This window comes from Polaromonas sp. P3_A5, assembly GCF_056403055.1.
On the sequence record NZ_JBFUGF010000002.1, the window covers coordinates 285512 to 305247 of the forward strand.

Genomic DNA, 19736 nt, shown 5'->3' on the forward strand with positions numbered 1-19736 from the left:
GTCACAGGGTCTGAAAGGCATCCATCGCCATTCGCTTGTCCGTGCACCGTCGCCTCAAGGCGTCAGGCCGCTGAGGCCAGTGAGCACGGGCTCGGGCGGCAGTTGCATGAGGACTTCATCGTGGGGAGCACCGGGGCTGTGCAGCGCGACAAAACGTTTCTCGCGCTCATAAGGAAATACGTCGTGCACGTGGCCGGCCTGGATGCGTGCCTGGTGGCTTTGCCAGAAATGGGCGTCGAGCAGGTCGCCATGGTGCTTCATGAAGACTTCGCGCACCGCGTCATTGCCGAGCAGGAAGGGGCCGAAAGTTTCAGGAAACACGTCCTTGGGGCCGACGGTATACCAGACCTCGCCGCTCATCTCTTCTTCCTCGTTGCGCGCGGCTGGCACCTTGCGGAAGTTGCAGTCGGTGATGTATTCGATCTCGTCGTAGTCGTAGAACACGACCTTGCCGTGGCGCGTGATGCCGAAGTTCTTCCAGAGCATGTCGCCGGGGAAGATGTTGGCGGCTACCAGGTCCTTGATGGCGTTGCCGTATTCGACGACGGCGCGCTCGATCTGGTCCTGGGCTGCCGGCTCTTTCACGCCGGCGTCAAAGGCTTCCTGCAAATAGATATTGAGCGGGATCATGCGCCGCTCGATGTAGACGTGCTTGATGATGACTTCGGTGGCACCGTCGCCGTCGCGGTCGCTGATTTCAAGCTGGCTGGGCGCGAATTTCTCGATCTCGGCGATCAGCTCATCATCAAAGCGCTCGCGCGGGAAGGCCACTTCGCTGTATTCCTGTGTGTCGGCCATGCGGCCTACACGGTCGTGCTGCTTGACCAGCAGGTACTTGCCCTTGATCTGTTCGCGCGTGGTGTCTTTTTGCGGCGGGTAGTAGTCCTTGATGACCTTGAACACGTAGGGGAACGAGGGCAAGTCGAACACCAGCATGACCATGCCCTTGATGCCGGGCGCGATGCGGAACTTGTCGGTGGAATGCCGCAGGTGGTACAGAAAGTCGCGGTAAAAAAGCGTCTTGCCCTGCTTGGCCAGGCCCAGCGCGTTGTAGATTTCAGCGCGCGGCATGTGCGGCATCATGCTGCGCAAAAACTGCACGTAGGCCGATGGGATGCCCATGTCGACCATAAAGTAGGCGCGAGCAAAGCTGAACAGGATGAGCAGGTCGTCTTCACCAAACAGCGCGGCGTCGATGACCAATTTACCGGCCTTGTTGTGCAGCACCGGCAGCGCAAACGGCACTTCGTTGAAGCCGTTGATGATCTTGCCGACGACGTACGCGCCCTTGTTGCGGAAAAACAGGCTGGTGAGCACCTGGATCTGGAAGTTGGCGCGCAGCTTGACGTCGGTGAGCCGCCCGCTGATGGCTTCAAGCACATAACCCGCGTCGCGCTCGAGGTTGTCAAACGGCAGGCGCAGGTCGAAGTCGCGCACCAACTGCAGCAGCACCTCGCGCATGTTGTCGCGCGTGGGGTAGTAAGCGCGGTAGGTCGGCTGCGAAGCCAGCTCGTCGTTCTCGATGTATTCGGTGCTGACGGCGGGCCGCACGAAGATGAAGTCGTTCTGGAAGTAGCTGCGGTGCAGGATCTTGGTGGTGACCGAATTGAAAAACGTTTCGGCCAGCTCGGGCTGGTGGTGGTTGACCAGCAGGCCGATGTAATGGAGTTTGACCTGCTGCCAGACGTCCATGGGCTGCTCGCCGGCCTTGAACTCGCGCTCCAGGCGCATGGACGCCTCGCGCACGCGCAAGTCGTAAAACTCGATGCGTTCGCGCTGGGCACGCTGCTGGCCGTGCCAGTCTGCCGTTTCAAAGCGGTGCTTGGCGCGCGCGGACTCGGTTCGGAACAGTTGGTAGTGGCGGTTGAAGCCGTCCATCATCGCCTTGGCGATGTCGTAGGCAATGCTCGAGTCCAGGCGCTGGGGGAACATGGCTTGCTTTGCGCCGTTCAGACCAGCTGCTGCTGTTCACCGCCGCCGACGCGGGCGTTCCAGGTGTCCCACACACGGTCGATGGCCTTGCCGTAGAACTTGTTGAGCTCCTCGGGCGCCGACACGCTCATCTGCAGGTCCTGCAGCAGGCCGTCATGTACGCCGAAGGCCCAGCCGTGCACGGTGACCTCCTGGCCGCGCGCCCAGGCATCAACCATGACCGTACTGACGGAAACATTGACCACCTGCTCGATGACGTTGATATCGCACAGGGCTTTGGCACGCACTTCCTCGGGCAGGCTGTCGAGGAGCTGGCGGTGGCGGTGGCGCACGTCCTGGATGTGACGAAGCCAGTTGTCGGCCAGGCCGATGCGCGCGCCTTCGAGCGCGGCCTGCACGCCCGAGCAGCCGTAGTGACCGACCACCATGATGTCCTTGACCTTGAGGCGCTCGACGGCGAACTGGATGGCCGAGAGCGCGTTGAGGTCGGAGTGCACGACGATGTTGGCGACGTTGCGGTGAACGAACACCTCGCCGGGCTCAAGGCCGGTGATCTGGTTGGCGGGCACGCGGCTGTCAGAGCAGCCTATCCACATATACCTGGGCGTCTGCTGCTTGACAAGGCTGGTGAAGAAGCCTGGGCGCTCGGCTTCCATCTGCGCGGCCCAGGCGCGGTTATGGGCGAAGAGGTCTTGGAGCGAAGTGGTCATGGGCGTATTTTCGCCTGCCCGCGGGGATGCCGTCCGGCAAGCGGCTGAAAGTCATGTTTCATCGATCGCCCTCGCCTTCAACAGCGCTTTTTCTTCCAGGCATTTATCGGTCAGGGTGGCGAGCTCTTTGTCGCTGAACGGGGCCGAGGGTGTGGGGTTCGGCCCGGACTTCACGATGGATGCATCGACCAGCAAAGGGCCTTCTCCGGAAAAATCACAGACAAAACGGTATTTGCCGTCAGTGAGCGACGCGGTCAGCATCTTCCGGGTCTGGTGCAGCTTGCCGCTCTGGTAGCACCACCTGTCCACCTCACCGTCACCCTGGACCAGTCCGGTCAGGCAGCGGTCTCCTTCGCGTTCATAGAATACGCCCTTGCCTCCCGCAAGGAGTGGGCGCAGGTTCTTGAAGTCAGGCGTTGGGCCGTGCGAATACATCAACTGCTGAGCGGGATAAGGATTTCCGGCGCCATGGGCGTATTCAAACAGCGTGAGGTTTCCCATGCTGGCCCACTTGAACTGCTCACATCCTGTATGAAGCGCCTGACCCTTGGCGGTGAAAGCCATGGGCTCGTCAAGGTCGATGCTGACGGTTGTGCCGTCCCGCAGGGTGAGGCCGACAGCGTACGCCGCGAAGCGGCCCTTCAGGGCGAGCACGGCTTCCTCGGAGACCTCCCCCACCCTTGAGGCATCAAGAAAGACGTTCACGGCCTTTCCCCGCAGCGATTCGGGGACGCCGCATTCGAACGTCGCGTCGGCTTGCGGCACTGCTGCGTAGGGCGGGGGCTCATCTTTTTCGCACGCACCGAGAAGCGCGGCAAGCATGAGCACAAGGAGCCATCTCGCCGTCTGATGTGTCACTGGCATGGGTACTGGCCTTACATGGTCTCGGCGAACAATTCGCGCCCGATCAGCATGCGGCGGATTTCGCTGGTGCCGGCGCCGATTTCATAGAGTTTGGCGTCGCGCCAGAGGCGACCCAGCGGGTATTCGTTGATGTAACCGTTGCCGCCGTAGATCTGCACGCCTTCGCCGGCCATCCAGGTGGCTTTTTCAGCGCACCAGAGGATGACGGAGGCGCAGTCCTTGCGGACCTGGCGCACGTGGTCGGTGCCCAGCATGTCGAGGTTTTTGGCGACGGTATAGGCAAATGAGCGGCCGGCCTGCAGCACGGTGTACATGTCGGCGACCTTGCCCTGGATGAGCTGGAACTCGCCGATGCTCTGGCCGAACTGCTTGCGGTCGTGGATGTAGGGGACGACGTTGTCCATGACGGACTGCATGATGCCCAGCGGGCCGCCGGTGAGCACGGCGCGTTCGTAGTCGAGCCCGCTCATCAGCACTTTCGCGCCGCTGTTGAGGCCGCCGAGAATCTGGCTGGCCGGGACTTCGACGTTGTTGAAGACGAGCTCGCCGGTATGGCTGCCGCGCATGCCGAGCTTGTCGAGCTTTTGCGCAACGGAAAAACCCTTCATGCCTTTTTCAATCAGGAAGGCGGTCACGCCGCGCGCGCCGAGTTCGGGTTCGGTCTTGGCATAGACCACCAGGGTGTCGGCGTCGGGGCCGTTGGTGATCCACATCTTGCTGCCGTTGAGCAGGTAGTAGCCGCTCTTGTCTTCGGCTTTGAGCTTCATGCTGATGACGTCGCTGCCGGCGCCGGGTTCGCTCATGGCCAGCGCACCCACGTGCTCACCCGTGATGAGCTTGGGCAAATATTTTTTGCGCTGCTCATCGGTGCCGTTGCGCTTGATCTGGTTGACGCAGAGGTTGCTGTGCGCGCCGTAGGACAAGCCCACCGAGGCGCTGGCGCGGCTGATTTCTTCCATGGCGATCATGTGGGCCAGGTAGCCCATGTTGGCGCCGCCGTATTCCTCACCCACGGTGATGCCGAGCACGCCGAGCGAGCCCATTTTTTGCCACAGGTCCATCGGGAACTGGTCGTTGCGGTCGATCTCGGCGGCGCGCGGGGCGATCTCGGCCTGTGCGAATTCGCGCACGGCGTCGCGCAGTGCGTCGATGTCTTCACCGAGCATGAAGTTGAGTCCGGGCATGTTGGTCATGGTGGGCTTTCTGAAGTCGTATGACGGGATTGGATTAGTAGGTCTTGGGCACGGGCACCAGCGTCTGCTGCATCAGCGCGCAGGCGCTTTCCTTGCCCGCTGCGCCGACGTGCGTGACTTCAGCGGTCGTGACGATGATGCGCTTGCCGGCCTTGACGACGCGGCCCAGGGCGCGCAGCTCGCCGTCCCTGAAACCGGCCATGAAGTTGATCTTGTATTCAACCGTGGTGACCTCGGAATCTTCCGCAGCCATGGTCAGCGCGGCATAGCCACCGGCGATGTCGGCCAGCGCGCCCATCGCGCCGCCGTGAAAGCTGCCCTGCTGCTGCGTCACGCGCTCCGAATAGGGCAAGACCACCTCGCACAGACCGGGCTCCACGCGCAGCAGGCGCGCGCCCAGGTGCTGCATCAGGCCCTGGCGCAAAAAGCTGGCTTCAATGCGGCGAAACAGTGTGGACGGTGCGGCGGTTGCATCCATGGAAGACCCTTTGAACGGATAAAAGGCGGCTCTTGTTTTAGTTGACGTTTACGTAAACGTCAATTATGCCTGCTGGCGGAAGCACTGTCCAAGGGCGGTGAAAGCTTCGCGCGCGACCTGAGAGTCCGTGCGATCGCGTCACGAAGGGGAAAGAGATGTGCATCGCCGGCAAATTGCGCTTCCCGCGAATTGCCCGTATGGACAATCACCATGCTGGCGACGGGATCGACAAAGATATTCTGGCCGCCGACACCCCAGAAAAAGGACCGGCCGCCGGCCGCCTGCGGAATCCAGACGTGCAACCCATAGAACGGGGCCCCCTTGGGCTGCGGCTTGTCCGGCCGCAGCATGACCATCTCGTCGATCCATGCGGCGGGCACGACCTGCCCGCCTGCCGCCTGCCCCCGGTTCAGCACCAGCGCCCCCAGCCGGCCGTAGTCGCGCAGGCGCGCGGCGAACTGGCCTTGAACGCCCTCCTCACCGTGGAAATTCTTGATCCAGAAGCCGCTGCCCTCGGCCCCGAGGCGCGACCATATCCTGTCTTCCAGATACGCGGTGTTGCTCATGCCTGTACGTTCGCTCAGCATGAGGCCGAGCAACGCGGTCACCGCGCCGTTGTAGCTGAAGGTCTTGCCGGCGGGCGATCGATCCGTCTTCTCCTGCAGGTAGCGCCGCATGCTCTGGCGCGGCGAGACGGTGGGGTCGGTCGCGCGGTTGTCCGATATTGCGCCCGCCTCGTAGGCGGCATGAAGCCTGGCCGAGGTGGCCATTCGCAGCAGATCCTCCACCGTGTCGTCGGCAAATGCGCTGGCTCCGAAGTCGGGCAAGACCTGCCTGACGGTGGTGCCCAGCGCCAGCTTGCCTTCCGCGACCGCCACGCCGACCAGCAGCGACAGGATCGTCTTCGACATGGACGCCGAGTGCAGCGCGTCCTGGGCGCCGGTTCCCTGCAGGTATCGCTCATAGACGATCCGGTCCTCATGCAGGACGAGAAGTCCCGTCGTGCAGAAACGGGCCAGGTACTCCTCGAGCGAATGGGCTTGCGGATCCCCGGCAACGCGATACGTCACATTCTCCAATGGCAGGCCATGGCCGAACACCGCCGGCGCACCGGCCGCCCGCGCTTCATTGAACGGAAATCGCTGCTGGGGGTTGAGGAATGAACCGATGCATCCCTGTTGGGCCGCCGCGAGGGCGGGCAGGCCCACCGCGAGCAGAACCAGGGCCGCGCGGCGCAGGGAATCGATCGTCATGGGGCCCGGCGGAAAGCAGGTCACCGCTACGCCGCCTGCTTCGCTTTCTCAAGTTTCGCCAGCAGCGCCTTGGCCTCGCGCTCGTGCGTTTTCACCTCTTCGAGGTTGCCCTGCAGTTCGGTCATCTGCTCCTCCAGCTGCGCGCGGTGCTGCGCCAGGATGGCGAGGAACTTGCGCAGCTGCGGCCCGGTGTCGCGCGGGCTGTCGTACATGTCGATGATGTCCTTGGCCTCGGTCAGCGACAGGCCCAGGCGCTTGGCGCGCAGGGTGAGTTTGAGCCGGGTGCGGTCACGCGCGGTGTACACGCGGTTGCGCCCGCCCGCGCCTTCGCGCTGGGGCTGCAGCAAGCCCATGTCTTCGTAAAAACGCATGGCGCGCGTCGTCAGGTCAAACTCTTTTGCCAGGTCGCTGATGGTGTAGGTGGTGGCCATGGTGGTGAAGTCTTCTTTGCAAACGCTAAGGGCTCGTGGCTATTGAGGCAGCGCGAAACAGGCGCGGTCCCTACAATGGTTGTGTATGACGTTTACGTAAACGTCAAATATACCGCGAATGATGACATGAACCTCCTTGAGCAGCAACTGGATTACCCCTTTGGAGACACCCTGCCCGAGTCGGGCATGGCCATGGAGGTGGCGCCGGGCGTCAAGTGGATACGCATGGTCCTGCCCTTCGCGCTGAACCACATCAACCTGTGGCTGCTGCGCGACGAGATGGACGACCCGGACCGGGCGGGCGCGAAGATCCAGGGCTGGACCATCGTGGACTGCTGCATCAGCCGGGACGAGTCGAAAGCGCAGTGGGAAGCGGTTTTTGCCACCCAGCTTGAGGGCCTGCCGGTGCTGCGCGTCATCGTGACGCACATGCACCCAGACCACATCGGCCTGGCGCACTGGCTGTGTGAGCGCTGGACCACGCCCAAACACGTTTGCATGTTGTGGATCAGCGCCACCGACTACCTGTCAGCCCGCATTGGCTCGCAAAGCACCACCGGCTTCGGCGGCGAGAGCGCCGCGCACTTTTTTGCCGCGCACGGACTGGTTGACCCGGAATCCGTCGAGAAAATACGCGGCCGGGCCAGCTACTACCCCGGCATGGTGCCGGCCGTGCCGGCCAGCTACGTCCGCATCATGGACGGCATGACGGTTCGGATCGGTGGGCGCGACTGGCGCTGCATCAGCGGCTACGGCCATGCACCCGAACACATCGCGCTGCACTGCGAAGAGTTGAACACCCTCATCAGCGGCGACATGGTGTTGCCGCGCATTTCGACCAATGTCAGCGTGTACGACATGGAGCCGGAGTCGAACGCGCTCACGCTGTTTCTGGAATCCATCGACAAATTCCTGCCGCTGCCTGAAGACACGCTGGTGCTGCCGTCACACGGCAAACCCTTTCGCGGCCTGCACACACGCATAGGCCAGCTGCACGACCACCATCGCGACCGGCTGGCCGAAGTCATGCAGGCCTGCACCGCCGCGCCCTGCAGCGCGGCCGACATACTGCCCATCATGTTCCCCCGCAAGCTGGACCTGCACCAGACAACGTTCGCCATGGGCGAAGCGGTGGCGCACCTGCATGCGCTGTGGTTCGGCGGCAAGCTCACGCGGCGGCTGGATGCAGACGGCATTTACCGCTTCAGTGGTGTCAACCCGTAAGTAGGGCCGAGGGGGCCGCCCGTATAAGCAATTCGCTATGTTTTTAATAGCTGCTTGCGCCCGTCCCTATTGGCTCACGGCCCGATTCAGCACATAAACACATAAGAATGCAATGGGCGACAGTGGGAACCCCTCTTTACCAGCAGGGGCCGCGGGACTGGCTCTGCCAGACCGCAGGCGCAGCGGCCCCCTCGGGGGGCAGGGAGCTACATGCAGTGAGCGACCGTGGGGGTCACATCCAGCGTGGGGGCTTAACTACGCCACTTCCGGTTAGCCGTCACCAAAGCGGTGAGGTAACCGTGCAGCCATTCAAAGTTGACAGGTTTTTTCAGCAGGTGGGCGTGCTGCGGCAGGCCCCCGCGGGCCTCAATGGCGTCGGGCGGCAGGCCGCTGATCACCACGATTTGCATATCGGCCAGCTGCACGTTGCGTTTGAGCGCCTTAAGCATCTCAATGCCGTCCACGCCGGGCATGGACAGGTCCGTGATCAGCAGGTCGGGCCGCATGCTGGCGATATCCATCATGGCCTCCAGGGCAGATGGCATCCAGGTGCAGTCAACCGGCAGGTCCCAGTCTTCAAACTGGCAGCGGTACAGCTCGCGGGTGTCTTCGTCGTCTTCCACCATCAGCACCCGCAGGCGGCTTTTGGGGTCGGTGTCGACGCGGGACAGCTGTGGGCTGTTTTTGGCCAGGTAGGCGTTGATGGACTGCAGCGCAATGCGGCGGTGCCCACCCAGCGTCTTCCACGCCTCGATTTCCCCTTTTTCAACCAGGGACTGCACCGTCGCAACGGAGAGCCCCAGAAGCTTGGCTGCATAGCTGGTGCCGCAGTAATCCTCGCTGGAGAAATCCGCAGCCGTGATCGCGGCCTCGAAGGACTTGGGTTCACGCGCCATGGCAGACCGAACGGGGATTGGAGTGTTTCATTTTGGGCATTTTAATCAATTCGACTCAATCGCTTCACAGAAAATGATAGTAAGCATCAACTAACACCAGCGGGCACTGCCAGCGTCAGGGAGACAGCGGTGCGGTGGGCAGGGTGAAGAAGAACGTTGCCCCCTTGCCGGGCGCCGCCTCGGCCCACAACCTGCCGCCGTGCCGCTTGATCACGCGGCTGACGGTGGCCAGCCCGATGCCCGTGCCCGGAAACTCCGCGACAGCATGCAGACGCTGAAACGGCTTGAAGAGCTTGTCGGCATAAGCCATGTCGAAGCCGGCACCGTTGTCCCTGACGAAAAACTCCGGCAGCCCCGCGGCATCAAGCTGGCAGCCTACCGTGATTTCGCTGAGGGGTTGCTGGGCGCTGAACTTCCAGGCATTGCCGATCAGGTTTTCCATCACCACCCGGACCAGCCGGCTGTCGCCGTGCGCCTTCAGGCCTTTTTCGATGTTCACCGCAACCTTGCGCTCGGGGTCGCGCACCCGCCATTCGTCCAGGATGATGCGGGCAAGCTCCGACAGGTCCACCACCTTGTTATTCAGGGGGGTGCGCGACACCTGCGCCAGCGACAGCAGGTCTTCAATCAGTTGCCCCATCTGCGCCACGCCGGCCTGGATACGTGCCAGGTAGTGCGTCACCTTCTCGCCGGCATCGGCCCCCAGGTGTTTGCCCAGCAGGCGGCTGAAGCCGTCAACGGTGTTTAGCGGCGAGCGAAGGTCGTGCGACACGGAGTATGAAAACGCTTCGAGTTCCTGGTTGGACAGGCGCAGGGCGGCTTCAATGGCCTTGATCTCGGTGATGTCCGCGTCGATGCCCACCCAAAAGGCCACTTCACCGCGTTCGTCCAGCACGGGCGATGCGCGGTAGGACATGGTGTGCACGCCGTCCCGGGCCAGCACGCGGCGTATGCCCGAATATTGCGACCGCGTCTCCCGGGCGACCTGCCAGCGGGCCCTGATATCGGGGAGGTCGTCCGGATGAATGGCGGCAAACCATTGCGTGCCGGTCCAGTCCTCCATCTTGCCGCCCGCCAGGTCAAACCAGGCGCGGTTGAAGTAGGTGGCCGCGCCGTCCGGATCGCTGGTCCATACCACCTGGGGCGCCTGTTCGGCCAGCGCCTTGAAGAGGGCCTGCTGGCGTTCCAGCGCCAGCGTGCGGTCCGCCACTTTCTGCTCCAGCCCGGTGTTGAGCTGGCTGACCTCCTCGATCAGGCGGGAGTTCTGGATGGCGATGGACGCGAGCTGGGCCAGTTCGAGCGCCACATATTCGTCCTCCTGCGTGAACTCGCCCTGGTATTTGTCGGACAGCTGGAGCAGCCCGATGTTTTTGCCGTCGCGGCCCGTCAGCGGTACGGCCAGCCAGCCGCGCATGGCCGGATGCTTGTCGGCGTAGCTGCCGAAGCCGCGCCAGCGCGGATGCGCCTCCAGCTCTGCCTGTGTCATGCGCATGGACCGGTTGGTCTGGCAGACCAGGGCGTAAATGCCGGTGCCGTCGGGCGCCTCGATCATGTCCCGGTATTTCGCATATTTTTCGGAAAGCGACAGGGCGTTGATGGCCTGCCCCCAGTCGCTGTTCACGGTGAGGCTGACGATCGCCTGGTGCGCGCCTATCACCCCCCGGGCCTGTTCGGCCACCTCGTGCATGGTGCTTTCAAGCGTCTGGTGCCAGGTGATGGCCTGGGCCGCGTCAGCGGCGCGCTGCAAGGTGTACAGGTGTTCCTGGACCTCATTTTCAACCTTGACCTGGGCCGAGATATCCAGTGCCAGGACAAAACGCGCCGGGCGGCCGGCATACCGCACCGAGGTTGAAAAAGGGCGGGCGGTGAAAAACGACCCGTCCTTGCGGCGATGCTCCCAACGCTCCTTGACGATCAAAGGCGAGGCGGCGTGCTGGGTCCGGAGGTTTTGAGCTTCTGCTTCGCTGCGAATGTCGTAGATCGTCATCGACAGAAACTCTTCCATCGTATAGCCATAGCTCTTGACGGCGGCTTCGTTGACCATGAGGAAGCGATAGGTCTCGGCGTCAAAAACCCACATCGGGATCGGCGCCATTTCAAAGAGAGCCGAGTAGCGGTGTTCACTTTCTACCAGCGCCTGCTCTGCCAGCTTGCGCTGGGTGATGTCGCGCTGCACCGCGACCCAGTGGGTGTAGTGGCCTTTGGTGTCGGTGATCGGAACAATGTCGAGCTCCAGCCAGACCTCCTCGCCGCTCTTGGTGTAATTGATCAGCTCGGCGCGCACGGGCTGCCATTTTTCCAGTGCAGCCTTGATGCGGTCGAGCTCGTCCCGCTGCGTTTTGGGGCCCTGCATCAGGCGTGGCGTTTTTCCCAGCACCTCTTCGCGCGTGTAACCGGTACGGCGCTCAAAAGCGTCGTTGACAAAGATGATGCGCGGGCCGGCGCCATCGATGGGTGCGGCCTCGGTGATGAGCACAATGTCGTTGAGCCGGGATACGGCGGTTTCCAGAAGGCGCAGGTGCGCCTGCGCTTCGTGCTGTTCCGTGATGTCCTGCAGCACGCCGACCAGGCTCACAACCTTGCCGTCCCGCTGCAAAGCCCGGCCCTGCGTGCGCACCCAGATGCGCCGGCCCTTTGCCGTGATGAGGGGCAGCTCCAGGTCCCATGGCGTACCCTGCTTCAGGGCAGCCAGGGCGACCGAGCGGATGGTGCGCCGCGCTTCGGGTGCGTAAAAGTCGAGCGCCTCCTCAACCCCCAGGCCGGCCGCCGGATCGAGTTCGTGGATGCGGTAAATTTCTTCAGACCAGTAAGGCGTCATGGTGTCGACAGCGACCTCCCATCCACCGACTTTCCCCAGCGCGCCGGTGCGGTTCAGCAGCTCCGTGCTGCGGGCCACCACCAGTTCCGCGCGCTTGCGGTCGGTAATTTCCTGGATCACGCCGGAGCGGCGGCGCCCCGACGGGCCGCGGCCCGCGCCTTGCCCCTCCTGCCCGGTGTCCCCGGGCTGTGCTTCGTCAGCGCGGCCAAACAGGTGGACCCATCGAATCTCGCCGGCGGACGTGACGATGCGGAACTCAATGTCCAGCGGCTGGTTGGTCCGAACGGACAGATCGCGCCGTTCCTTGAAGGCCTGGCGGTCCCCGGGATGGACCAGTTGCATGAATCTGCCGTGGCTCCTGTCAAAGGTCGTGCGGTCAACGCCGAGCACCTCGTACACCTCATCGGACCACCAGCTTTCATCGGTGCCGGTGTCCAGCTGCCAGTAGCCGATGCGGCCCAGGCGCTGGGCGTCCCGCAGTTTCTGCTGGATGGCTTCGCTGTTTGCCAGTTCAGCCTCCAGGACACTCCGATGTTGCTCAAGCGACTCGGCCATGCGGTTAAAACCTGTGGATATCCTCGCAAACTCCCCGAAGTCGTCAGGCCGGCCTGGCGGTATCCGCACATCCAGCCGGCCGTTCTGGAGCTGCCGGATGGCCTCAAGGATGTTTCGGGTGGGCTCCACGATGGCACGCCCGCCAATGACCCAGGCGACGCCGCCGCCCACAAATGCCACCAGCAACAACACCACCAGTTCCAGCCACAGCTGTTCCCGGCTGGCGCCCACGACCAGTTCGCGGTCCAGGCTGACCGCCACAAAAAAAGCGGCGTGCACGTCGGGGCTGCTGGGCATGAAAGCCCACAGGCGGCGCTGCCCGGTGCCGTCCGGCCCATCGCTGGTTCCGGTACGCATCTGCTGCACGGCCGCCTTCAGCACGGGGCTTCTGGCCACCTGCCCGATTCGTATGGGGAGGTCGGGCTTGCCAGCCAGCAGCACGCCACCACGGTCGTGTATGCCCAGCGCGCCGCCGGGCGGCAGCTGGACGTCGATGGTGGACTTCGCCATCTCGGCCAGGTCTACCGACGCAAAAGCCACAATGTCAACGCGCCCGTCCTTGTCCAGCAGCGGCAACGCAAATGTGATGGAAGGCCGGCCCGTGGCACGTCCCACAATGTATTCACCCACCACAAAGCTGCGCTGCTCAACAGCATTGCGGAAATAGGCACGGTCGCCCAGGTAGCCGAGCCGCACGCCTTCCTGCCCGTTGCACAGCGCATAGCCGTCCGTTCCCACAATGCCGAAATTGGCGTAAAGCGGAAACAGCTTGTTGAGCTCTACAAGGTAGCGGTTGCAGCGGTCGGCGTTGCCGTCCCGCAGGCTGGGCACATGAACAATCGCCGTCAGTATCTGCCGGGCCGATTCCGCCAGGCGCTGCTGGCTGGATGCGGCCAGCGATGCGGCGAATTGCAGGTCGGTTTGGGCGCGCTCGACGGCTGTGTCGGCGTTGTAGACGGCCTTGAAAATGGACAGGCCAAACATCGGCACGATCGCCACCAGCACGAGCATGACAAGGCGGGTCCGCAGCGTGATTTGAAGCTTCATGGCATCAGCGCCGCAGGTACCGGCACCGGGTGTTTCTGGGCCACCGGTGCGTCACGGGATGTCAGCCGGCCGCGATGGATTCATTGACGCCCAGCCAGTACGCCTGCAGGCGGTTGAGCTTTTCGGTCAGCCCCCCAAAATCGACGGGTTTACGGACAAACCCGTTGGCCCCGCTCTGGTAACACGCCACGATGTCGGACCGCTCGCTGGAAGATGTCAGCATGACGACCGGCACCAGCGCGGTCAGGGGATTGGCCCGCACGCTGCGCAGTACGTCCAGGCCGGACAGCTTGGGCAGCTTCATGTCGAGCAGGATGAAAGCCGGCTGCCTTTGCGTGTCGCGCCCCGCATGGGCACCCTGGCCGAACAGAAAGTCCAGCGCCTGCACACCGTCCCGGGCGACGGCAATCTCGGCTGTGACGCCCTGCTCCTCCAGCGTCAGCACGGTCAGTTCCAGGTGGTCCGGATTGTCTTCAACTACGAGTATGAGTTTGTCGTTCATGTGGACTTCAGGTGCGCAGTGTCAATCCCTGTCGTTTTCTGGTTTTTGGTGTTTTCTCATATTACCAAGTAAAGAAACGCCGCAGTACTGTGATTTGTACCCCCTTTGACGTCGCTCAACGGACGTGCAAAACGCAGCAGCGCCGGCCTACCAGCGGGGAATTGCTTCGTCCTTGAGCTGGCCGCGCAGCTCGGCGTAGTCGGGCACCACCGCGCGCACGGTGTCCCAAAAGCGCGGGCTGTGGTCCATGACACGCAAATGGCTCAATTCATGAACCACCACGTAGTCGATCACCGACTGCTTGAAATGGATCAAGCGCCAGTTCAGCCGGATGGAGCCATCCGCGCTGGCGCTGCCCCAGCGGGTGCCGGCGCTGGAAAGGCTGAGCTTGTGCCACTGCACGCCCAGGTGCGGCGCGAAATGGTTGAGCCGCTCGGTAAAGATGCGCTTGGCCTGGCGCATCAGCCAGGCCTGCACGGCGTCGCGGATCTGCTCGGGCGTGGCATGGTGGGGCAGGCCCACGTGCAGCGTCAGCTGCGCCACACCGGGCAAGGTGCCGTTGGACGCATCGTCGTTGCCCTGCAACAAGACTTCGGCAGCCGCGGTGCCGGTTTTGAGTTCGGCGCCGACGCCGCCGAAAGCGTGCCGCGGATCGATCACCACAATGACCTGGTCACCCAGGAAAGGCAGCGTGGTGCCGTCCTTCCAGTCAATGCGTGCGGACTCCAGGCGCTCATGGCGCACGCGGGTTTCCTGCAGCTTGGCCAGGATCCAGCCGGATTTTTCCAGCACCGCCTTGTCGATTTCATACAACGGCACCCATTTGGGCGCGCTCACCGTGAGGCCGTCGGCGCCCGCAGAAAAGCCGATGGTCTTGCGTTTGCTGCGGCGGAACTCATAAGCCACCAAAATGCCGTCCAGCACGGTCTCACGGGTGGCGCGCGGATGGCGGAAGGTGGCGGGTGCCAGCGCCTGCTGCAAGGTTTGGGCGGGTAGTTGCGGCCCCACGAACTCACCATTCGCTATGTTTTCGATAGCTGTCGGCGCAGTATTTATGGGGGCTACAGGCCTTTTTTGCCTGTTTTTTCTGGCTTTTGAGCCGCCGGGAACGCCAGCAAGCGGCGCCGGCGCGGAATCAAACAGGTCGAGCGTGAACTGAAGAAGCCGTTGCATCATGGCAGTTTAGCTTGACAGCATGGGCAGGCTGGCCGCTCAGGTATTGGGTACGACGGGTGTGGCGGGCGTGGCGACCACTTCACCGGCATAAGCCTCGGGGTCAAGGCGCCGCATTTCGGCTTCGATCCAGGTTTCCACCTCGCGCATCAACTCGTCGGGCTGCCGGCCGGTGCTGTCGATCGGCTTGCCGATGGAGATGTCAACGATGCCCGGGGTTTTGATGAAGGCCTTGCGCGGCCAGCATTTGGCCGAGGTCACGGCAATCGGGATCACGGGAGCGCCGGTTTCAATGGCCAGGCGCGTACCGCCGGATTTGTAAGTGCCCTTCTGGCCGCGCGGGATGCGCGTGCCTTCGGGGAACATGATGACCCAGGTTCCCTGCGCCATCAGGCGCTTGCCCTGCACCACGACCTTGTTGAAAGCCTGCGACCGCTGGCTCCGGTCGATGTGGATCATGTCCATGCGCGCCATGGCCCAGCCGAAGAACGGCACGTAGAGCAGCTCTTTCTTGAACACATAGGCCAGCGGGTGCGGCATCAGCGTGGGCATGCACAGGGTCTCCCAGGTGCTCTGGTGCTTGAGCAGCAGCACGGCTGCGCTGGTCTGGCCCGTGGGGAGGTTTTCCATGCCGGTCACCCGGTTCTTGATGCCCAGGATGAACGTACCGCCGCTGACCGCCACGCGCAGCCAGCCCGCGCACATCCAGTACATGGTGTTGCTGCTGACGAACACCGAGGCAATCACCACGAAAGTAGCCCAGGGGATCACCGTGATGGCCATCCACAGCAGGTGAAGAATTGATCGAATCAGGCGCATGTCAAGGTTTCCGGTATCAGGCAGGTTTTGGATGCTGGTGTACAGCAGTTTTCACGATGTTTTAAGGCTCTAACCCTTATCTGGTCAGCGCGGGCAGCTAGCATTTTTATAGCGTCACCTACAAGGCCACTTGCAGGGGCCGGGCGCTGCGTTCCAGGATGAAATCGGCAAATGCCGATAAATCGGTGTGCAGCTGGGTGCCTTCGGGCAGGCCCTCGGGCCGCCCGCCGCTGCGGTAGCGCGCCGACTTGCCCGTCAGCACCAGGTGCGGTTCGCACCCGGCAGCCGCACCGGCCTGCAGGTCGCGCAAAGAATCCCCTGCGGTGGGCACGCCTTTGAGCGGCACGCCGAAACGCGCACCGATCTGCTCAAAAAGGCCAGGCAACGGCTTGCGGCAGGTGCAGCTTTCCTCAGGGGCATGCGGGCAGTAAAACACCGCATCGATGCGCCCGCCGACAGCGGCCAGCAGCTTGTGCATCTTGGCGTGCATGGCGTTGAGCGCCGCCACGTCGAAAAGGCCGCGCCCCAGCCCCGACTGGTTGGACGCGATCACGACGTGCCAGCCGGCGTGGTTCAGGCGCGCAATGGCCTCCAGCGAACCCGGCAGCGGCAACCATTCGTCCGGTGCCTTGACGAAGTCGTCGCTGTCGCTGTTGATGGTGCCGTCGCGGTCGAGGATGACGAGTTTCATGGTGAATAAGGCTGGTAGCTAGATAAACAGTACTTCATTTGTGATGCATCACTTCACTTTTTTTGCCCCGACGCAAGCGACGTTATTTGCCGGGCCATCCGCTTATCCGAATACAAGTACATCAGGGCCAGCAAATGAAAGCCCAGGCGCATAGGCAGTAAGGTAAGGTGCATCGCCAGTATGCGCGGATTGAACTGGGAAATCACCAGAGCCGAAATACCGGTTTCGATGACCAGACAGCCAACAATAAGTATCCAATAGTCCATGTTCGTCAGCGTGAAACGATAGGACTTGGCGCACTGCCAACTGGCCATCAATGCGCCAAACAAGGGCGCAACGTCAAAAATGGCACTCCCATAATCGAAACCAAACAACATCAGCGCCAGATACGCCAGCACATAAGCGAGGACCACTACGCCGGCGAACGTGCCAAGCACAAGCTCAAACCGCAGAGCCGGACGCACTTGCGCCATCTCAGGGTTATTTGGCGATTCTGGCGTCGTCATCGCTGTTACACCGCCAGGCGCGACAGGTCGGCCACTTTATTCATGGCCTGGTGCAGCGTCGCCAGCAGCCCGAGGCGGTTGGCGCGCAGCGCCGGGTCTTCGGCATTGACCATCACGCCGTCGAAGAAGGCATCCACCGGCGCCTTCAGGGCGGCCAATGCCTGCAGCGATGCTGCGTAGTCACCGGCGGCAAAAGCGGCTTCGGCTTTGGGCGCCACTGTTTTCAATGCATCCGCGAGGGATTTCTCGGCAGCTTCCTGCAGCAGCTCGGGTTTGACGGCTGCTTCAACCGTGCCTTCAGCCTTCTTCAGGATATTGCCGACGCGCTTGTTGGCCGCAGCGAGAGCCGGTGCTTCGGGCAGCGCGGCAAAGGCGCGCACAGCCGACAGGCGTTTGGCCACATCGCCCAGGCGCTGGGGTTTGAGGGCCAGCACGGCATCGACTTCTTGCGCGCTGTAGCCCTGCTCGCGCAGGGAACCGGCGAGGCGGTCGTAGATGAAATCGACCAACGCGATGGACGCGTCCTGGATCTTGTCACCGAACACCGGCTGGGCGCCCTGAACCAGCTCAAGCAGGTCCAAAGGCAGGTCTTTCTCGACCAGCATGCGGATCACGCCCAGCGCATGGCGGCGCAGCGCGAACGGGTCCTTGTCGCCGGTCGGCAGATTGCCGATGCCGAACATGCCGACCAGCGTTTCCAGCTTGTCGGCCAGCGCGACGATGACGCCGACGGTGTTGCGCGGCAGTTCGTCGCCGGCAAAACGCGGCTTGTAGTGGTCCTCAATCGCGTCGGCCACATCGGCACTGAGACCGTCGTTGAGCGCGTAGTAGCGGCCCATGGTGCCCTGCAGCTCGGGGAACTCGCCGACCATGTCAGTCACCAGGTCGGTCTTGGCCAGCTCGGCGGCGCGCTGTACATCGGCCACATTGGCATTCAGGCGATTGGCAATGGCCTCGGCAATGGCGCGTACGCGCTGCGTACGCTCACCCTGCGTGCCCAGCTTGTTGTGATACACCACCTTGCCCAGACCTTCAACGCGCGAAGCCAGCGTCTTTTTGCGGTCCTGGTCGAAGAAAAACTTGGCATCGGCCAGGCGCGGGCGCACCACGCGCTCGTTACCGCCAATCACGGCACTGGCATCCGCCGGGCTGATGTTGCTGACGACGAGAAACTTGTTGGTGAGCTTGCCCGAAGCATCGAGCAGCGGGAAGTACTTCTGGTTGGCCTTCATCGTGAGGATCAGGCATTCCTGCGGCACGCCGAGGAATTCTTTTTCGAATTCGCAGACCAGCACGTTGGGACGTTCGACCAGTGCGGTCACCTCGTCGAGCAGGGCGTCGTCTTCAATCGCCCTGGCGCCACCGCCAACTTTGGCTGCGGCTGCAGCAAGCTGCTTGACGATTTCGGCTTTGCGCGCGGCAAAACTGGCGATCACCGCGCCGTCTTTTTGCAGGGTAGCGGCGTAGCTGTCGGCATCCTTGAGCACCACCGGGTCGACGGCCGCTTCAAAGCGGTGGCCGTGTGTGATGTTGCCGGCCTTCAGGCCCAAAGCCTCGATAGCGACCACCGAGCTGCCATGCAGCGCGACCAGGCCGTGCGCCGGGCGGACGAATTTCACATCGCTCCAGCCATCGGCCAGCTGGTAGGTCATGACCTTGGGGATGGGCAATTTGGCAATGGCTTCGAGCAGCGCCTTTTGCAGGCCTTCCGTCAAAGTCGCGCCCTTGACGTTGCTGTCATAAAACAGCGCCTCTGCCTTGCCGTCGGGCGCACGCTTGAGGCCAGCCACGGCCGACGCATCGGTGCCCAGCGCCTGCAGTTTTTTGAGCAGCGCGGCCGTGGCATTGCCCGAAGCATCCAGCCCCACCGTCACCGGCATGAGTTTTTGCGAAACGGCCTTGTCGGCGGCCTGTGCGGCCACCGCCGTAACATGCGCGGCCAGCCGGCGTGGAGAGGCAAATGCCGTGAGGGCCGAATCTGCCGCCGTCAGGCCCTGGGCCTTGAGCTGCTCGAACAGCACGCCGGCAAAGGCATCGCCCAGCTTTTTGAGTGCCTTGGGCGGCAGCTCTTCGACAAACAGTTCAACAAGAAGGTTTTGGGAGGCGTTCATTGGTTTTTTCGGGAATGTCGGAGCGCAAAAATGGCCAGGGCTGCAACCATCAGCGGCAGCCAGATGGTTTGGACTTCATTGAGCAACACGTCGGCGCCGCGTTGCGTGAAGAACCGGGAAAAGGAGACCGGCGACACCTCAACGGGCCGCCAGGGGCTGAAAAAACGCTGGTCGGAAAACGGCCAGTAGAGGGGAATGGCCACGCCACCATTGGTCAGCGTGTCCAGCAGGGGATGCGAGAACGCGCAAAGCGCTATCCACGCATAGCCCTGCCATGGCGCCAGTTTCCAGTGCCGCGCCAGCCACCAGCCGATGAGGCCCACCACGAGCGCAAAGCCCAGGGTATGGGTAAAGCCGCGATGCCCCCAGATACCGCCGTAATGGATGCCGAGCTTGAAAGCGACTCCGTCAAAGTCGGGAAGGATGGCCGCGACCATGCCCGCCAGCAACATGGAAGGCGGTATGCGCTTGCTGCCCAGCGCCACTGCGGCTGCAATGGGGACGGCGATGTGGGAAAAGATGGTGGGCATCGA

General features: G+C 62.8%; 17 protein-coding genes. 1 reads left to right on the forward strand and 16 read right to left on the reverse strand.

What is annotated here, in order from left to right; translation table 11 throughout:
• Positions 1–54: 54 nt before the first annotated feature.
• The 7 genes from aceK to AC1DU8_RS18855 all read right to left on the reverse strand — a co-directional run bounded on the left by aceK (position 55) and on the right by AC1DU8_RS18855 (position 6861).
• Complete coding sequence (gene aceK, locus AC1DU8_RS18825) at positions 55–1932, reverse strand: bifunctional isocitrate dehydrogenase kinase/phosphatase (protein WP_457282832.1); 1878 nt, start codon at positions 1930–1932, stop codon at positions 55–57.
• A gap of 17 nt (positions 1933–1949) precedes the next feature.
• Positions 1950–2642 (reverse strand): carbonate dehydratase, encoded by a 693-nt coding sequence (gene can, locus AC1DU8_RS18830; RefSeq protein ID WP_457282831.1) that lies wholly within the window; start codon positions 2640–2642, stop codon positions 1950–1952.
• 51 nt (positions 2643–2693) lie between these two features.
• A complete protein-coding gene (locus tag AC1DU8_RS18835; protein ID WP_477689823.1) occupies positions 2694–3407 on the reverse strand; it encodes a hypothetical protein in 714 nt (237 codons plus the stop codon).
• A 110-nt stretch (positions 3408–3517) separates the two neighbouring features.
• A complete protein-coding gene (locus tag AC1DU8_RS18840; protein ID WP_477727147.1) occupies positions 3518–4699 on the reverse strand; it encodes an isovaleryl-CoA dehydrogenase in 1182 nt (393 codons plus the stop codon).
• Between the two features lie 34 nt (positions 4700–4733).
• Positions 4734–5177: a PaaI family thioesterase gene (locus AC1DU8_RS18845; protein WP_457282828.1), complete on the reverse strand. Its 444-nt coding sequence runs from the start codon at positions 5175–5177 to the stop codon at positions 4734–4736.
• Positions 5178–5236: 59 nt separating this feature from the next.
• Positions 5237–6430, reverse strand: a complete 1194-nt coding sequence (locus AC1DU8_RS18850) for a serine hydrolase domain-containing protein (protein ID WP_477727148.1) — start codon at positions 6428–6430, stop codon at positions 5237–5239.
• Between the two features lie 26 nt (positions 6431–6456).
• Positions 6457–6861, reverse strand: coding sequence for a MerR family transcriptional regulator (locus AC1DU8_RS18855; protein WP_457282826.1), 405 nt, complete (start codon positions 6859–6861; stop codon positions 6457–6459).
• A 126-nt stretch (positions 6862–6987) separates the two neighbouring features.
• Here AC1DU8_RS18855 and AC1DU8_RS18860 point away from each other — a divergent pair, with 126 nt between their 5' ends.
• Positions 6988–8085, forward strand: coding sequence for an MBL fold metallo-hydrolase (locus AC1DU8_RS18860; protein ID WP_477727149.1), 1098 nt, complete (start codon positions 6988–6990; stop codon positions 8083–8085).
• Between the two features lie 251 nt (positions 8086–8336).
• Here AC1DU8_RS18860 and AC1DU8_RS18865 read toward each other — a convergent pair whose 3' ends face one another.
• The 9 genes from AC1DU8_RS18865 to AC1DU8_RS18905 form a co-directional block, all read right to left on the reverse strand.
• Positions 8337–8981: a response regulator gene (locus tag AC1DU8_RS18865; RefSeq protein WP_457282824.1), complete on the reverse strand. Its 645-nt coding sequence runs from the start codon at positions 8979–8981 to the stop codon at positions 8337–8339.
• Between the two features lie 115 nt (positions 8982–9096).
• Positions 9097–13401: a PAS domain S-box protein gene (locus AC1DU8_RS18870; protein WP_477702433.1), complete on the reverse strand. Its 4305-nt coding sequence runs from the start codon at positions 13399–13401 to the stop codon at positions 9097–9099.
• A gap of 61 nt (positions 13402–13462) precedes the next feature.
• Positions 13463–13903, reverse strand: coding sequence for a response regulator (locus tag AC1DU8_RS18875; protein ID WP_348049366.1), 441 nt, complete (start codon positions 13901–13903; stop codon positions 13463–13465).
• Positions 13904–14050: 147 nt separating this feature from the next.
• Entirely contained in the window at positions 14051–15076 is a 1026-nt protein-coding gene (locus AC1DU8_RS18880) for a M48 family metallopeptidase (protein ID WP_477702434.1), read from the reverse strand.
• Positions 15077–15115: 39 nt separating this feature from the next.
• Positions 15116–15895: a lysophospholipid acyltransferase family protein gene (locus AC1DU8_RS18885; RefSeq protein ID WP_477666838.1), complete on the reverse strand. Its 780-nt coding sequence runs from the start codon at positions 15893–15895 to the stop codon at positions 15116–15118.
• Positions 15896–16013: 118 nt separating this feature from the next.
• Positions 16014–16586 carry a D-glycero-beta-D-manno-heptose 1,7-bisphosphate 7-phosphatase gene (gene gmhB, locus AC1DU8_RS18890; protein ID WP_457282820.1) on the reverse strand — a complete coding sequence of 191 codons (573 nt, stop codon included), beginning with the start codon at positions 16584–16586 and terminating at the stop codon, positions 16014–16016.
• A gap of 53 nt (positions 16587–16639) precedes the next feature.
• Positions 16640–17092, reverse strand: a complete 453-nt coding sequence (locus AC1DU8_RS18895; RefSeq protein WP_457282819.1) for a hypothetical protein — start codon at positions 17090–17092, stop codon at positions 16640–16642.
• A 5-nt stretch (positions 17093–17097) separates the two neighbouring features.
• Positions 17098–19203 carry a glycine--tRNA ligase subunit beta gene (gene glyS / locus AC1DU8_RS18900; RefSeq protein WP_477727150.1) on the reverse strand — a complete coding sequence of 702 codons (2106 nt, stop codon included), beginning with the start codon at positions 19201–19203 and terminating at the stop codon, positions 17098–17100.
• Complete coding sequence (locus AC1DU8_RS18905) at positions 19200–19733, reverse strand: metal-dependent hydrolase (protein ID WP_477727151.1); 534 nt, start codon at positions 19731–19733, stop codon at positions 19200–19202. The genes glyS and AC1DU8_RS18905 overlap by 4 nt, the downstream gene beginning before the upstream one ends.
• Positions 19734–19736 lie beyond the last annotated feature (3 nt).

Coding starts and splice junctions, on each gene's coding strand:
- aceK (WP_457282832.1), bottom strand. CDS start 1,932: ATGTTCCCCCAGCGCCTGGACTCGAGCATTGCCTACGACATCGCCAAG.
- AC1DU8_RS18865 (WP_457282824.1), bottom strand. CDS start 8,981: ATGGCGCGTGAACCCAAGTCCTTCGAGGCCGCGATCACGGCTGCGGAT.
- AC1DU8_RS18855 (WP_457282826.1), bottom strand. CDS start 6,861: ATGGCCACCACCTACACCATCAGCGACCTGGCAAAAGAGTTTGACCTG.
- glyS (WP_477727150.1), bottom strand. CDS start 19,203: ATGAACGCCTCCCAAAACCTTCTTGTTGAACTGTTTGTCGAAGAGCTG.
- AC1DU8_RS18905 (WP_477727151.1), bottom strand. CDS start 19,733: ATGCCCACCATCTTTTCCCACATCGCCGTCCCCATTGCAGCCGCAGTG.
- AC1DU8_RS18895 (WP_457282819.1), bottom strand. CDS start 17,092: ATGACGACGCCAGAATCGCCAAATAACCCTGAGATGGCGCAAGTGCGT.
- gmhB (WP_457282820.1), bottom strand. CDS start 16,586: ATGAAACTCGTCATCCTCGACCGCGACGGCACCATCAACAGCGACAGC.
- AC1DU8_RS18845 (WP_457282828.1), bottom strand. CDS start 5,177: ATGGATGCAACCGCCGCACCGTCCACACTGTTTCGCCGCATTGAAGCC.
- AC1DU8_RS18850 (WP_477727148.1), bottom strand. CDS start 6,430: ATGACGATCGATTCCCTGCGCCGCGCGGCCCTGGTTCTGCTCGCGGTG.
- AC1DU8_RS18860 (WP_477727149.1), top strand. CDS start 6,988: ATGAACCTCCTTGAGCAGCAACTGGATTACCCCTTTGGAGACACCCTG.
- AC1DU8_RS18875 (WP_348049366.1), bottom strand. CDS start 13,903: ATGAACGACAAACTCATACTCGTAGTTGAAGACAATCCGGACCACCTG.
- can (WP_457282831.1), bottom strand. CDS start 2,642: ATGACCACTTCGCTCCAAGACCTCTTCGCCCATAACCGCGCCTGGGCC.
- AC1DU8_RS18870 (WP_477702433.1), bottom strand. CDS start 13,401: ATGAAGCTTCAAATCACGCTGCGGACCCGCCTTGTCATGCTCGTGCTG.
- AC1DU8_RS18880 (WP_477702434.1), bottom strand. CDS start 15,076: ATGCAACGGCTTCTTCAGTTCACGCTCGACCTGTTTGATTCCGCGCCG.
- AC1DU8_RS18885 (WP_477666838.1), bottom strand. CDS start 15,895: ATGCGCCTGATTCGATCAATTCTTCACCTGCTGTGGATGGCCATCACG.
- AC1DU8_RS18840 (WP_477727147.1), bottom strand. CDS start 4,699: ATGACCAACATGCCCGGACTCAACTTCATGCTCGGTGAAGACATCGAC.